12 protein-coding genes are annotated in these 14,572 nt (G+C 41.6%); 2 read left to right on the forward strand and 10 right to left on the reverse strand.

The genetic code is table 11. The annotated features are described in order from the left end of the window. Positions 1 to 102: 102 nt before the first annotated feature. Positions 103 to 1,158 (reverse strand): acyltransferase family protein, encoded by a 1,056-nt coding sequence (locus QVP40_RS10305; RefSeq protein WP_022068346.1) that lies wholly within the window; start codon positions 1,156 to 1,158, stop codon positions 103 to 105. Between the two features lie 912 nt (positions 1,159 to 2,070). Here QVP40_RS10305 and QVP40_RS10310 point away from each other — a divergent pair. Continuing rightward, positions 2,071 to 3,192, forward strand: a complete 1,122-nt coding sequence (locus QVP40_RS10310) for a glycerate kinase family protein (protein WP_022068347.1) — start codon at positions 2,071 to 2,073, stop codon at positions 3,190 to 3,192. 155 nt (positions 3,193 to 3,347) lie between these two features. Beyond that, entirely contained in the window at positions 3,348 to 4,466 is a 1,119-nt protein-coding gene (locus QVP40_RS10315; protein WP_022068348.1) for a CdaR family transcriptional regulator, read from the forward strand. A 3-nt stretch (positions 4,467 to 4,469) separates the two neighbouring features. Here the strand turns inward: QVP40_RS10315 and yiaK are convergent, their stop codons facing one another. From yiaK to QVP40_RS10360, 9 genes are all read right to left on the reverse strand, one after another. Next, on the reverse strand, positions 4,470 to 5,477 hold the full coding sequence (yiaK, locus tag QVP40_RS10320; protein WP_022068349.1) for a 3-dehydro-L-gulonate 2-dehydrogenase: 1,008 nt from the start codon (positions 5,475 to 5,477) through the stop codon (positions 4,470 to 4,472). A 185-nt stretch (positions 5,478 to 5,662) separates the two neighbouring features. After that, complete coding sequence (locus tag QVP40_RS10325) at positions 5,663 to 6,553, reverse strand: dihydrodipicolinate synthase family protein (RefSeq protein WP_022068350.1); 891 nt, start codon at positions 6,551 to 6,553, stop codon at positions 5,663 to 5,665. 32 nt (positions 6,554 to 6,585) lie between these two features. Continuing rightward, positions 6,586 to 7,476, reverse strand: a complete 891-nt coding sequence (gene garR / locus QVP40_RS10330) for a 2-hydroxy-3-oxopropionate reductase (RefSeq protein ID WP_022068351.1) — start codon at positions 7,474 to 7,476, stop codon at positions 6,586 to 6,588. 594 nt (positions 7,477 to 8,070) lie between these two features. Beyond that, positions 8,071 to 9,693 (reverse strand): N-acetylmuramoyl-L-alanine amidase family protein, encoded by a 1,623-nt coding sequence (locus QVP40_RS10335; protein ID WP_022068352.1) that lies wholly within the window; start codon positions 9,691 to 9,693, stop codon positions 8,071 to 8,073. Positions 9,694 to 9,866: 173 nt separating this feature from the next. After that, the gene (locus QVP40_RS10340; protein ID WP_022068353.1) at positions 9,867 to 10,853 is read right to left on the reverse strand and encodes a diaminopimelate dehydrogenase; all 987 of its coding nucleotides are present in this window, start codon (positions 10,851 to 10,853) and stop codon (positions 9,867 to 9,869) included. A 201-nt stretch (positions 10,854 to 11,054) separates the two neighbouring features. After that, complete coding sequence (locus QVP40_RS10345; RefSeq protein WP_022068354.1) at positions 11,055 to 11,720, reverse strand: J domain-containing protein; 666 nt, start codon at positions 11,718 to 11,720, stop codon at positions 11,055 to 11,057. Continuing rightward, the gene (locus tag QVP40_RS10350; RefSeq protein ID WP_022068355.1) at positions 11,713 to 12,558 is read right to left on the reverse strand and encodes a DUF5685 family protein; all 846 of its coding nucleotides are present in this window, start codon (positions 12,556 to 12,558) and stop codon (positions 11,713 to 11,715) included. The genes QVP40_RS10345 and QVP40_RS10350 overlap by 8 nt, the downstream gene beginning before the upstream one ends. 27 nt (positions 12,559 to 12,585) lie before the next feature. Further along, positions 12,586 to 12,996, reverse strand: a complete 411-nt coding sequence (locus tag QVP40_RS10355; RefSeq protein ID WP_022068356.1) for a hypothetical protein — start codon at positions 12,994 to 12,996, stop codon at positions 12,586 to 12,588. A 23-nt stretch (positions 12,997 to 13,019) separates the two neighbouring features. Continuing rightward, entirely contained in the window at positions 13,020 to 14,222 is a 1,203-nt protein-coding gene (locus QVP40_RS10360; protein WP_022068357.1) for a class I SAM-dependent rRNA methyltransferase, read from the reverse strand. Positions 14,223 to 14,572: the final 350 nt, after the last annotated feature.

Below are 14,572 nucleotides of genomic sequence, written 5' to 3' on the forward strand. Positions count from 1 at the left end.
GTTGTGCCAAAGTCAGAACCCCAGATATCAGGCTCCTTTTCTCAGTCTTTGATTTTCCTTTAAGTGTTGTTATTTTCAGAACATAATATACAATCATACTTATCAGGTTTCAGGCATACTTTCTATTCTCTGCTGCTTGCTTTTATTCCATAATCCACGCACATACATTACTGCTGCAAATACTACTATATCCACAATGATTCTGCATATTATATTTATGTATATATTTTCTGATATAAGCCAGATTCTTTTCATCCATGTACTGTCAATCCCATGTATCACAAGCATATAAAGAGAATTTTTCCCCAAATACAGCAAAGGACTGATTATCTTTTTTTGCTTACAAAGTATTACACTAAGCTCTGCAATCATTAATGTTCCTAAAATAGCGGGCAAAAAGCAAAACGGATATGATGGGTATTGTCTGCTGGCATAAACCATATAGGGATATCCATTACATCCCTCGTTTATTTTATAACATAAATAAAATGTTACAAACCAACCAGTTCCAAATATCAATAGTTTCAATACCGGCTTATGTTCTACACAAAACTTCCTCAAAATATATCCAATATAAAACATTGGCATAATTGTTAGTACAATATCAAAAGACAATGGTAACCATTGTAATCGACTGATTGCCACTCCTGTTACTGAAAGGAGTAAACAACCTACAATCAGTTTTCTTTCTGATAATTTTAAATGCATATAGTCAAACAATGTTTTTCCCAAAAACATAACTACTAAAAACCATGGAATACCCAAACCTTTAATTTCCGCTGATAATACATGTAAGTTAACTCCGGATGAAAAAACCATTGTCAATAAACTTTCTTTTAGAAATTTTCTCACAAATTCCCAGGAACGAAATTCTGAAATGCACTTAGAACTAACATAAATTAAAACTGTAATATATATAAACAATGCCGGAAGAATTAAATGTTTAAAACCTTTTTCTGTTTTTTTCACAAATTCATCGTTACTATTTGAAAGTTTTCCTGTAACACAGCTTACTACAAAAAACAGCGTCATGTGAAAAGAAAATATTCCTGCTCTTACCATATTTGAAGCATCAGTACTTACTGTATGCCCTATAATAACAAGCAACAAAGTAATTCCTTTTGCGCAATCCACCCAATCTATTCTATTCTTTTTCATACATATCCTTCCCCTTGATTCTACCATATCATATCTTTAAGTACCGTTGCCCTTCTCCAATTTTATAATTTTTCACAGTAGATATTATTTTTATAATTTTATCATACTGCCTTCAAAAAGAAAACAAAAACTTATTTTACTCAGGGATTTCGCTTTTAACTCTGCATATTTATAAAACCCTTCTTTTTTCTGCTGCTTTCCGACTTTTCTCTTTCCATACGGAAGAATACGCACAAACTGCCCCTATCGCATCTATTATGGATTTTGGGATTTCCCATCCTGTTCTCAAAGTTCCTTATCATCTCCAGTTCCTATCCGTTTTCTCCATACAAGATATTCTTTACCTTCTCTGTCTGCAGATCATCACAAAAAATCCGGCTTATGCTCTTTCTGACCATCTCATACCCTTTTTTGACATAAGCATCTTGATAGAGATGCTTTTCCGGAGAACATTTATTGCGTTCCGGACAGCCGTTGCAGACATAAGGCGGTTTAGAGAGTCTGGGGCAAATATATTTTTCATAAAAAGGCAGGAAAAGGAACATTTGACACAGAATCACTCTTTGCGGAAGGAACATTCACGACAAACCATTTGTGCAGAGCACCAATGTAGAAAATCCAGGCGTCAAACATTGAAAGCTCTGCCATATGCCCCACTGTTTTCAAAGCAGATGTGATTTTTCACTTCTTCGGAGATGGTCGTACAATTCTTACTTAAAAACCGACCAATCGCTTTAAAGCTTTCTTCCTTGATTAAATTGCCATTAAGTGTATTACCCTCTTCCTTGGTATCTGTACCAAAAAATCCTCAAAAATCACAGATATTTTGTCCTGTACAACATATGCCTCTGATTTTTCCCGTGGTAAAATACAGATATGAATTTCAAGTATACTTACAGGAGGGTTTTTAATATGAAAGTTGTTGTTGCAGTTGATTCTTTTAAGGGAAGTATGACATCTATGGAAGCCGGTAGTGCAGTGAAGTCCGGTATTCTGGCTGCCCACCCTGATGCGGAGGTAATAGTCAGACCTCTGGCTGACGGAGGAGAAGGAACTACCGATGCCCTGACGGAGGGCTTAAACGGAAAACGAATCAATCTGACTGTTACAGGGCCCATGGGAGAGCCTGTGGACGCTTACTACGGCTATCTGGAAGATTCAAACACTGCAGTTATGGAAATGGCCTCTGCTGCAGGAATCACAATTTCAGATCACGCTGATCCCATGAAAGCAACCACCTTTGGAGTTGGAGAAATGATTCTTCACGCCATAGACAATGGTATCCGCAACTTTATTATCGGAATCGGAGGCAGCGCCACAAACGACGGAGGAATCGGAATGTTAAAAGCCCTGGGCTTTACATTTCTGGATAGAGACGGAAATGACGTAGGCGAAGGCGGACAGGCTCTTGCAAAAATCTCCTCTGTAAGGAGCTCTGACAAACAAGAACTCCTTGCCCAATGCTGTTTTCAGATCGCCTGCGATGTGACAAATCCCCTTTGTGGGCCCCGGGGCGCTACCTATATCTATGGCCCCCAAAAAGGAGTTACAGAAGAAATGGCTCCGGTTCTTGACGCCGGCATGAAAAATTATGCAGAGGTTACTGCCTCTCTGACCGGAAAAGATCATTCCCCGGCAGAGGGCGCAGGCGCAGCCGGCGGACTTGGCTTTGCCTTTTTAAGTTATCTGAATGGCCAGCTTACTCCCGGAATCCAGCTGATTCTGAGTGCGGTTCATCTGGAAGATGAAATGAAAGATGCAGATATTGTGGTTACCGGAGAGGGCCGCCTTGACCATCAGACTGCTATGGGAAAGGCTCCTGTAGGGGTTGCAAAGCTGGGAAAGAAATATGGAGCAAAAACAATTGCTTTTGCAGGCAGTGTTACAAAAGATGCCGCAGACTGCAACCAGGCAGGGATTGACGCTTTCTTTCCAATAGTAAGAGGAATCACCACTCTGGAAGAAGCCATGGATACAGAAACAGCAAAATACAATATGCGCTCCTGCGCCGAGCAGGTATTCCGCCTTCTGTAAAAAGTCTCCCGGATGAAAAAGGACAGCTTCTGACTGAAACATATCCTTATTTTAGGCTTTTTTAAATAATTCTGCCCGTTCGACAACCGCTTTCCGCTCTGGTATAATAGGCCATATACCCAATACCTTTTATAATATTATTTCAGGAGGAAAGCATGAATCCATATATCAGCAAGTCGCTTGCCTGTCAGATTGTAAATACTGTCAGTGATCTCTGCGGGCAGAATGTAAATTTTATAGACTGTTCGGGTATTATCTTTGCGAGCACAAATGAAGAACGGATCGGAAATTTTCACGAAATCGGCAGACAGGCGGCAGTCAGCGGCAAAGTAATCGAAGTAACAGAAACTGACAGATTTACCGGAACCCAACAGGGAGTCAATCTTCCTGTTTATCATAATCATAAGGTAATTGCTGTCATCGGAATTACCGGAAATCCGGATGAGATCCGAAAATATGCTCATCTTGCAGAACGTATTACCAGACTTCTGATCCGCGAGAAAGAACTGGATGCTTTTCATCGCACAGAAGCCGAAAAGAAAAACCATATTCTCCAGGGTCTGATCGAGCATAAGGATATTCATCCGGATTATCTGGCAGAAAATTTTTCCCGTTGGGGAATACAGGAAAACAGCCGGTATCATTTAATCCGTATTTATATTAATCACGAAAATACGCTTTCCGGTTCCCATGCAGACTCTCATAACGATACAGCTTTTCTGCTTCCGGAACCGGTGATACATCAGCTTTTTCAGAAACTTGGGATCACTCTTTATACATTTATGTATCCTGATCAGTATCTGGCAGTACTGGAACATTCTGTTTTTGAAAACAGCAGACATATCCTAAAAGCTTTTCCGGAAAGCTCAGGTCTTCCTGTACAAATTGCTGTTGGAAATGCCGTGCCTATTCGTCAGATCAGCGATTCTTATGACGAATCTGAAACGGTTCTGCAAAGTCTCCTGACTTCCGGCAGAACCTTTGCAGAATTCAGCGACCTGACCCTGGAACTGATTCTTTCCTCTGCGCCGGCCAGAATCCGCTCCGCCTATCTTTCAAAGACTGTCAGCAGCCTTTCGGACAAAGATCTGGACCTTCTGAACACTTATTTTAAATGTAATATGTCACTGAAGGACACCTGCGAAAAAGCTTTTCTTCACAAAAACACACTTCAGTACAGACTGAATCAGATTTATCACCGCTGCGGCTACAATCCCCGCAGCTTTCAGGATGCAGTTGTATTGTATATGGCTCTGAAATTATCAGGCAGGTAGTTTTTATAATTCACAGATTTTTTTCCATATCTCAGGATCAACCGGAATGCCCAGCTCTGTATTCTCTTTCCTGCGAATCAGAGTCCCCTCTCCCGGATAACGGATTTTTTTATTTGCATGTTCCGGCACAGAGTTCTGAATGTCTTTCAGGGTTTCCTCTGCAAGTGCTTTGGCTGCCTCCGCATCCCCGCTGAGAAGCTCCGGCTTCACAGCAATAAATACCTGCGTCAGCCCATATTCTTCTTTACACTCTTTCCCGATTTTAGATACTGTTCTCCCAAGGGTGAGAGCTGCACCTGCAAGATCCAAAAGGATTGACATTCCGGATCCTTTCCAATATCCGATAGGAAGGACGCGCCTTGTCTTTTCAATAGCTGCCGGATCACAGGTCAGAACTCCGGCTTCATCATATCCGCCCGGATAAGGAAGATCTGTCTGAGCCTGTCGGCATACAGCCAGCTTCCCATAAGAATACTGAGCCATAGCCATATCAACCACCACAGGTTTTCCCTGGGGCCCGGGAACTGCCATCACAAAAGGATTATTCCCGATCTTACTGTCAACGGCTCCCCAGGCAGGCATATTTGGCATGGTGTTTGTCCAGCATATTCCAATATATCCGGACTCTGCTGCCTGCCATCCGTAAGTGCCTCCTCTCATCCAGTGATTCGTATTACACATTGCCACAAGGCCAATTCCAAACTCTCCGGCCAGCTCCATAGCTCTTTTCATAGCAGACGCTGCATTCAGATTTCCCATTCCGAGATGTCCGTCCCAGCGTTCTGCCGCGCCGACTCCCGCAAGCTTTTCCGGTATCGCATTTACATGAATATATCCCTTGTCAATATATTCTATCACACGGGGAAATCTCTGATACCCGTGTGAGTAAACACCGTCAAGAGACGTATCTGCAAACATTTTTGCCGAAGTCTCCGCTCTTTCCTGACTGAATCCTTTTTTCAGAAGAACCCGTTCAAATTCCCTTTTCATATCCTCGTAAAAAATTCTCATACTTATCCACAGTCCTCCTTTTTTTGCTGTTTTATATCCACATATCTGTATTTATAAAGCTTTTTGCCTCACCTGTTTGTACAAAAAATGCTGTCCTCACATATCCGGTGGATTTATATCTGGGGGTATCGCCGGATACATAAGGCAGCATTTTTATTTACAGGCTCAGAACTCTTTCTGAACCTTTATACCAGTTTCATTTCTGCAAGAACCTGATGGAGCTTTTCTTTCTCCTCCGGTTTAAGCTCTGCAATCGGTGAAAGACATTTTCCTACCGGAATTCCCTCCTGTACAAGACCTTCCTTAATAACGGCCGGAAATGTTCCCATACTGCAGGCAATACGCAGAGGCGCTAAAGTAAATTGGGCATCCAGAGAGCCTTTCAGATCTCCCGCCATATACTTATCATAAATATCGGCAGTGATACGGGGAGCTACATTGGCACAGGATGCAATGGCGCCTGATGCTCCATAGCAGAGCGCAGCATGAATCAGAGTATCTCTTCCCATCAGTACATGGAAATTATCATTATCACGCGTCAGACGGATATACTCTGCAGTATTGGTCATATCTCCTGTACTGTCTTTGACCGCAATAATGTTGTCGATCTCTGCCAGCCTTGCTACAGTTCCCGGGGCGATCGTAACATTTGTCTTCGGAGCATTATTATAAAGAATGATCGGAAGCTTTGTACTGGCTGCTATCTCTGCAAAATAATCATAAAGCTCTTCCTGTGTCTGAGATACAAACATCGGTGTCAGAACAGAGACTGCATCTACTCCAACCTCTTCACAGATTTTTACAAGGCAGATTACGCCTCTTGTTGTAATATGGTTTGCTCCGCCATATACCGGAACACGTCCTCTTGTTTCGTCCTTTACTGTTTCCAGTATCTTACGGTATGTGTCATCGTCAAACGCATAAAACTCGCCGGTTGTTCCAAGCGGAAACAAACCGTGCACTCCATTGTCTATCAGATGATTTACCATCTGTCTCAGAACAGGATAGTTGACTTCACCCTCGTCAGTAAGAGGAGTGATAATCGGGGGAATAATACCTCTTGGCACAAATCCCATTTTTGGTACCTCCTTCGCCTAAAAGCGATAAATTATTTTTCTTTTTCTACTGAAACCTTAGATATTTTTTCATAATATTTTACAATACTGCTGTGATCTTCCTTTTCACAGCCATCCGCTTTCAGAGACTGCATGATTTCCATAAGCTCTGCTGTAAGAGGAAGTGCTGCATTCACTGCATGTCCTGCATTTAATGCATTGTTCAGATCTTTCATATGCAGTTCAATACGAAATCCCGGCTTAAAATTTCTGTCCATCATCATCGGAGCTTTTGCATCAAGCACCGTGGATCCTGCAAGTCCTCCTCGGATCGCCTGATATACAAGCTCAGGATCTGTACCTGCTTTTGTCGCCAGAGTCAGAGCTTCTGAAACAGCCGCTATATTCACTGCTACAATAATCTGATTGGCAAGCTTGGCTACATTTCCGGAGCCTATCGGACCTACATAGACAGCTGACCCTGCCATATTCATAAGAAGTTCATAGTATTTATCAAAGGTTTCTCTTTTTCCGCCAACCATAACTGAAATCGTTCCGTCAATGGCTTTCGGCTCCCCTCCGGATACAGGTGCATCCAGCATATCGATTCCCTTTTCTGCAAGTACTGCCGAAATCGCTTTGCTCTCTGTAGGGTCAATGGAACTCATATCAATCAGAACAATTCCCCTTCTGCCACCTTCAATAATTCCGCCTTTTCCAAGCGCAACTTCTCTGACCTGAGGAGAGTTTGGAAGCATGGTAATAATCACTTCTGCTTCTTCTGCTACCTCTTTTCCATTATGAACTGCTTTGGCGCCCAGCGCCTCCATCTCTTTTAAGGTATCCGGATTATGAGTAGTAACGATAAGATCATGACCTGCTTTAATCAGATTTTTGCACATAGGTTTTCCCATAATTCCAAGTCCGATAAATCCAACCTTCATCTTTTACCTCCCAATTTCAATAAATTGTCTTACAGAAACTATTAAAATACTGTTCTTCTGCTACTCTGTTTCATTGATTTTACTGTCCCTATTGTAAAATATTTTTCTGTAAAATTCCATTGACAAAAGACTCAAAAAAAGAAAAGTTTTTTATCACACAATTCCTTTATTTCATATTTTGAAATATTTATTTCATCCTAATCCATTAATCGCAGCAGATTTTGTTTTTCTGTTTGATTTTTTATCATAAAAACTCTTCCGGCAATTAATTTTATTAAATTACTCATCCAGCATATCCTTAAAAAAATTTAAAAATGATATGCTACTATAGATTTTGTGCCAAATACCGCGAAATCGAAACTTAGCTACATAAAACTGTCCGTAAATCAAAACATCGGAACTTTCTTGATTTTAATACCTGGCGTACACTGTTTCTACTTACTATAGTCTACGATCCTCTGCAATGTCCAAACTGTAAAAAAGAAATGCTCTTTCATCTTCAATCTTTTCCATACTGTACTTATTACAGATAGTACAAAAAAGAGATGCTCCCTTACGAAACATCTCTTTCTAAATCATTATATTTACTTTTATTTAACTAAACAGATCTGCAAGAATCTGATCTGCTGTTTTATTTTTATATCCGTGGGGATCACTCAGGGTGGAAGAATTCCATCTGAAGTAATTTCCTCTACGGACATAAGCGCCTGATGAAGTATGGTAGAAGCTACTGTTGGTCTTCTGCATTTTCTGATACCCCGGGAAACGTTCCATATACTTTTCTGCAAGGGCAATTGCCTGGCTTCCATAATTTCCATTCGGTGTAGGCGTTCCGGAAATCTGTACACCTGCATTCGGTGTGGAGTGAAGGATCACCGCACTCTTATCTTTACATTGTCCCAGAATCATCCAGGTATGATTCTCATCATATCCTATATCCCCCGGATACAGTTTATAAGCATGACTGCTTAGATAATTTTGATTACAGATAGTACCCCAACCGTATCCTTTATACAAACTTCCAATGTTTCCTGAAACGTCTGTGGAATAACGTCCTGTTACCTGATAAGTAGCCCAGCCTATATATCCCGAGCAGTCAAGTCCAAGCTCTGTCTGATATCTGTAATTATTGTAATTATAGCTGCTGTTCTGACTACTGAAGAATGATGTCCACTTAGGGCTGATTCCCTTTCGTGTGGAATCTGTGTCATTATGCCCTCCACCCCAGATGTACAATGTTCTTCCTACCGGTTGCAATGCATTTAAAAGATAGTTCTTAACAGTACGTTCAGAAGTAGGAGTTGATGGAGTTACAGGCTTATTATAATCATCCTCTGAAGAAATCAAAAGTCCCTTGGAATCAAACGTATAAGTTTTTCCGTCAATGACCCTTGTTCCTGTTACCATAATTAATGTTTTAGGATCAAAGTATCTTTTTCGACCGTCTTCATTCAGCCATCCGCCTTTGGCAACACCATCGATTTTGCTGAAATAATACCAGTTTCCGTCAACTTCTTTTTTTGCCTTACTCATGACACCTGTTTTAGGGTCAAAATATCTTTTCTCTCCCTCTGGTGAAGTATGCCATCCTGTTGCCATAGCATAGGTTCCTCCACCATAAAAATATCTCATTCCAACCTCGAACTCAATGAATCCCTGTTTTGCAGCTCCTGTCTTAGGATCAAAATAATAGTATCTTCCATCAATAGGACGCAATCCTGTCTTCATTCGTCCGTTTCCTTTTTCAAAATACCATTTCTGATTTTTTGAATTTTTCATCCATCCGGTAGACATGGTAAATGTTGCAGGCTGAAAATATCGTGTATATCCGTTGACTGTCTGGAACCCCTTCTGAGCCCATCCTGTTTTTGCATCAAAGTAATAATACTCACTGTTAATCGGTCTCAGTCCGGTTCGCATTTCCCCTGTCTTTTTGTCGAAATAACGTCTGTCACCCTTACTGTTCTTGTACCATCCTTTCAACATTGCACCTGACTGATTGGGATCAAAATAATAATACTTATTATTCACTTTCTGAGTCCCGGTCATTTTCTTGCCATTCTTATAATAATATGTTTTTCCACCTACTGTATGAAATCCATTCACAGGTGCCGCCTGAACTTCTACAGTAGTGGAATGCATGGAAAAGCCGGCTGCAAATAGCATCAGCCCCAGTAAAATACCCCAGAATTTCCAGCGCTTGCATACCTTATTCATAAACATTTCCTCTTCTCGGACTTTATTTTTTACAATCTTGTTACAATATTGTGTAATTATTATATCTCAACTTTTTCCATGCGTCAATATTTTTATTACAAATTGTAAAACAGAACAAAAAAGAGCAAAGTCTTTCTGACTTCACTCTTTTGTAATATTTGTCTTATTTATTTTTAAAGGAGGTGTTTTCTCAGCTCTGCTCCGTCCATAGCGCTCAGATATGCCGGCGCAACATCAAAAACAGTTTTGCAGCCTTTCTGTCCTTCCTGGCTCATACGGTATGCAGCTCTTGCATATGCCACGATCACGGAAGATGTAAATTCCGGATTAGAATCCAGCTTCAGGCTGTACTCGATCACATGCTTATTTTCGTTATCCCATCCGGTGCTTCCGGTACGAATAACAAAACCGCCATGAGGAATCCCGCTGTGATCACGTTTCAGCTCTTCTTCAGAAATAAAATGTACGGTTGTATCATAGTCGGCAAAGTAGTTTGGCATGGTCTTGATCTCCTGCTCGATGCGGGCCAGATCTGCGCCTTCTTCAGCAACAACAAAACATTCTCTTGTATGTTTCTGTCTTGTTGTCAGCTCAGGATTTTCTCCGTTTCTTACAGATTCCAGAGCAGCCTCTACCGGAATTGTATACTGCTTGCCGTCTTTTACTCCGTCAATTCTTCGAATTGCATCAGAGTGCCCCTGGCTTACGCCTTTTCCCCAGAAAGTATAATCTTTTCCATTGGTAAGAATGGCATTTGCATACATTCTGTTCAGAGAGAACATTCCCGGATCCCAGCCTACAGAGATGATTCCCACATGGCCGCTTTCTTTTGCCGCTTTATCCACATTTTCGAAATGCTCCGGAATTCTTGCATGTGTATCAAAGCTGTCTACAACATTGAACCACTGTGCATATTTAGGTGTCTGTACCGGAAGATCTGTTGCGCTTCCGCCGCAGATGATCAGAACGTCGATCTCGTCCTTCATCTTCTCTGCTTCGTCCACATGGCAGACCTTAGCTGTCTCTGTAAGTATTTTTACTGTCTCAGGATCACGGCGTGTAAAAACTGCCGCAAGTTCCAGATCCGGATTGTGTTTCACTGCACATTCCACGCCTCTGCCCAGGTTGCCATATCCCATGATTCCAATTCGAATACTCATAATAATTTCCTCCTCGTTTTTTCTGCTTATATATTAATCTTCCAGAGGAATAATGTCAATTTTTTTCTTTTGTTCCTGACAAATTTCTGCCGCATCAGTTACTGTTCGCTTCATTTACGGCAGCCTGGTCAGAATACATTACAAATAATCTTCGGTAATGGCATATTACATTACCATTCGCGGCGGCCTGTACCATCGCTGTCAGCAGCAGATGACTCCGCTTCCCGGACAGCAGCAGCTGCAGGCAAGATTTGCCATCAGACATTTCATACAGAGATCATTGCCAGCTGTGGGCATTCCGCCAAATGGATTCTGCTGTTCCTGATACCAGCTTCCGCCGCCCTCCATACGCTGAAGCATCATGCGGTACTGCATATTATCAGGCTCCAGACGCACAGCCTCACGGATATGATTCATGGCATTTACATTATTTCCAAGTCCCATATTTGCAACTGCTGACAGATAATACCACTGAGCATTTCTTTCTTTTAATGAGGACAGAACATTCATTGCTTCCTGATAATGACCGCTCTGAACATAATTGGAAGCAGCCTGTCTGCGAATGGCCTCCTCATCCTGATATCCGCTATTGCTCTGACTTCCGCCATAGCCGCCAAATCCGCCGAAGCCTCCATATCCCGTATTTCCGCCATATCCATAATTTCCCGAAGAACCATACTCCCGTTCTTTCATGATCTGATCATAGGCCTGCTGGATCTCTTTAAACTTTTCCTCCGCCTGGTCCTTATTGGGGTTATTGATATTTGCATCCGGATGATACTTCCGGCTGAGCTTTCTGTATGCCTTTTTTATTTCCTCATCAGATGCATCCCTCGACACACCCAGAATACTATACGGATCAAACATGTTCTTTCTCCTGTTTCTTCTTCCTTTGCTCTGAAACTGCCTCAAACCGGCACCATACGCCGGAGTACAAAATATTTCGCAGAATATCTGCATATTTAATAATAGGAAGTTTCTCAAATTCCCGGCACGCCTCAGCCATCATCATAATCAGTATCTGGCATACGCGTTCCTGAAACCCTTCCATTATATAATCCTGAGCAAAAGGATTGTAATTTCCTTTTTCCAGATCCTTCTCCACATCATCATAGGCATCCATCAGATAGATAAATTTTCCCAGATAAAACCCCATTCGCCTTAAGGCAGGTTCCCATTCGTCCTCCCTCCAGGCAAGAATCTCCTCCATAATTTTCCCAAAGCATCCGGATATTTTATCAATATCCGTTTCTCCTGCTTTTTCCATGGCAGAAATCTCATTCAAATGTTTTATAATGACTGCTGTCTTTTTCTTCCAGAGAGCCTCTGCCTTTTTGTCCTTATTTTTCAAAAGTCTGCTGTATGCCAGTCTGGAAAGCTTTTTTTCATCCTTCCAGTCGTCCACACATTTGTAATAAGCAAGAAACACGTTCATGTCAGCCGCATATTCTGTCACTTTATTTTTGCGTACCGGCTGTTTTCTCACCGGATGAACCATGCAGCGGCTGGTTCCTTTTTTTGTGGGCGGTTCATACAGACCGCTGAGAAGAAGGATTACAAAAGTCATATCATAGGTCAGTGTGATCTGACCTGAGATTCCATAGCGCTCCCTCAGTTCCCTGCATAATCCACAGTAAAAAGACCGATACAGATCATAATCTTTAAATTTTATTTCCGGCCGGTTCATCACAACATACCCAAACATAACTCCTCCTGCTTATCCTCAGGCTTTTCAGCTTTTTTTGATGAATTTTGTATGACACTTCGGACAGTCGATCTCAATTTTTCCCTTTCCCCTGGGTATCCTGATTTTCTGTCCACAGCTGGGGCAGGTATAAATATGATGCGTTTTTCTCTGTTCCATCATATTTTTTTCTTTTCTGAACCACTGTCTTATATTTGCTGTCATGGAAAGATATTTCTGATTTTCCGCATAGCGTTTCTGAATGTTTCTGGAAAGCATACGAAAATATGTATAAATGATGGCAGCCAGACCCACTGTATTCAGAATTGCCCCCATGGTACTTCCATTACGGAAAAAAACAGAAGCCACAATGCATACCAGGGCAACTCCCATGGTAAACCGTGCAAATCCATCTACACCATAACGTCCTTCCATAAATTTTATAAATTTTTCCTTCATGTCAATGCATCTCCTGTCTTTACTTATCGTTCACTGCACACCTGAAAAATATAAAACTTCAGATAATAGGATTCATCAGATGACCATAAGATTGGGTGATCCGGAGCCTGTGTTCTGTATTCTACCTGTCTCAGTCTCTTATGTGCGCTGCGCGCTGCCTGACCGATTGTTTTTGTAAAAAGCTCATAGGTCATAAAATGTGAACAGGAACAGGTTGCCAGAAAGCCGCCGTCTTTTACCAGCTTCATAGCTCTGAGATTGATCTCTCTGTACCCCTTCACCGCATTCTTTACAGAATTTCTGGACTTTGTAAAAGCAGGAGGATCCAGAATCACAACGTCAAACTTTTCTCCGCGTTCCTCAAGCTCAGGAAGAAGTTCAAATACATCCTCACAGATGAACTTAACCGTACCGTCAAGCCCATTCAGCCGTGCATTGGCAGACGCCTGATCCACAGCAAGCTGAGAAGCATCTACTCCGGTCACTTCACTGGCGCCTGCAATTCCCGCATTCAGGGCAAAGGAACCTGTATGGGTAAAGCAGTCCAGTACTTTTGCATTTTTGCAGAGCTTCTGGATAGCCAGACGGTTATATTTCTGATCCAGGAAAAATCCTGTTTTTTGCCCGTCTTTGATATCCACCTGATATTTTACCCCATTTTCTTCAATTTCTACCAGTGTAGGAAATTCCGGACCGATAAAGCCCTTGTAAAGCTCCATTCCCTCCTGACGCCTGACTTTTGCATCGCTTCTCTCATAAATTCCTCTGACCGTAATGCCGTCTTCTTCCAGAACCTTCTTAAGAAGTTCCAGGATCTGCAGCTTCAGGCGGTCAATTCCCATGGCAAGAGACTGAACAACAAGCACGTCAGAAAATTTGTCAACAACAAGACCGGGAAGAAAATCAGCTTCTCCGAAGATCAGCCTGCAGCTTCCTGTATCTGTTACCTTTTTTCGGTATTCCCAGGCATCTCTTACTCTCTGCTCAAGAAATTTCTCATCAATCTTCTGATTTTCATCCCGTGTGAGCAGTCTCACTGTAATCTTGGAGTTCGTATTAATAAATCCTCTTCCCAGAGGATATCCGTCAAAATCTCTTACCAGGACAATATCTCCGTTGAGAAAGCTTCCCATCACAGAAGCTATCTCGTTGTCAAACACCCACATTCCGCCGGATTTCAGGAGACGTCCTTCCCCTTTTTTCAGCGTTACTACTGCCAGACTCATGTATTTTTCTCCTTTCGGAAACATATTTCCACTGTATTCGTCAGCATTTCCATTTATTGTAGCACACACAGTCTGAATTTTCCAGTATTTCCGCTAAGACACAAAATAATCACATTCTATGAAGGATGATATTCTGGCGTGACTTTTCCGTATTTTGTAAAAACAAAAAGGACAGATCTGCTTATCCTAAAATCTTTGTGGAATGTTTTGTTATACTAAAAAGTTTGTACCTGAGATACTCTCTCCTGATAAGTAAAAGATCCCAGTATTATTTCTAATACTGAGATCTTAATATGTTATCTTAACTCATATCTGCTCCTGGGCATAACACCCTTCTCACCGATATGGCA

This window comes from Blautia sp. CAG:257 (assembly GCF_000433815.1).
GTDB classification, from domain to species: domain Bacteria; phylum Bacillota; class Clostridia; order Lachnospirales; family Lachnospiraceae; genus Blautia_A; species Blautia_A caecimuris.

Excerpts from the sequence above, each read along its gene's own strand:
- QVP40_RS10355 (WP_022068356.1), bottom strand. The coding sequence starts at position 12,996 with ATGAAGGAAAAATTTATAAAATTTATGGAAGGACGTTATGGTGTAGAT.
- QVP40_RS10335 (WP_022068352.1), bottom strand. The coding sequence starts at position 9,693 with ATGAATAAGGTATGCAAGCGCTGGAAATTCTGGGGTATTTTACTGGGG.
- QVP40_RS10325 (WP_022068350.1), bottom strand. The coding sequence starts at position 6,553 with ATGGGATTTGTGCCAAGAGGTATTATTCCCCCGATTATCACTCCTCTT.
- QVP40_RS10315 (WP_022068348.1), top strand. The coding sequence starts at position 3,348 with ATGAATCCATATATCAGCAAGTCGCTTGCCTGTCAGATTGTAAATACT.
- QVP40_RS10345 (WP_022068354.1), bottom strand. The coding sequence starts at position 11,720 with ATGTTTGATCCGTATAGTATTCTGGGTGTGTCGAGGGATGCATCTGAT.
- QVP40_RS10305 (WP_022068346.1), bottom strand. The coding sequence starts at position 1,158 with ATGAAAAAGAATAGAATAGATTGGGTGGATTGCGCAAAAGGAATTACT.
- yiaK (WP_022068349.1), bottom strand. The coding sequence starts at position 5,477 with ATGAGAATTTTTTACGAGGATATGAAAAGGGAATTTGAACGGGTTCTT.
- QVP40_RS10360 (WP_022068357.1), bottom strand. The coding sequence starts at position 14,222 with ATGAGTCTGGCAGTAGTAACGCTGAAAAAAGGGGAAGGACGTCTCCTG.
- QVP40_RS10340 (WP_022068353.1), bottom strand. The coding sequence starts at position 10,853 with ATGAGTATTCGAATTGGAATCATGGGATATGGCAACCTGGGCAGAGGC.
- QVP40_RS10350 (WP_022068355.1), bottom strand. The coding sequence starts at position 12,558 with ATGTTTGGGTATGTTGTGATGAACCGGCCGGAAATAAAATTTAAAGAT.
- garR (WP_022068351.1), bottom strand. The coding sequence starts at position 7,476 with ATGAAGGTTGGATTTATCGGACTTGGAATTATGGGAAAACCTATGTGC.
- QVP40_RS10310 (WP_022068347.1), top strand. The coding sequence starts at position 2,071 with ATGAAAGTTGTTGTTGCAGTTGATTCTTTTAAGGGAAGTATGACATCT.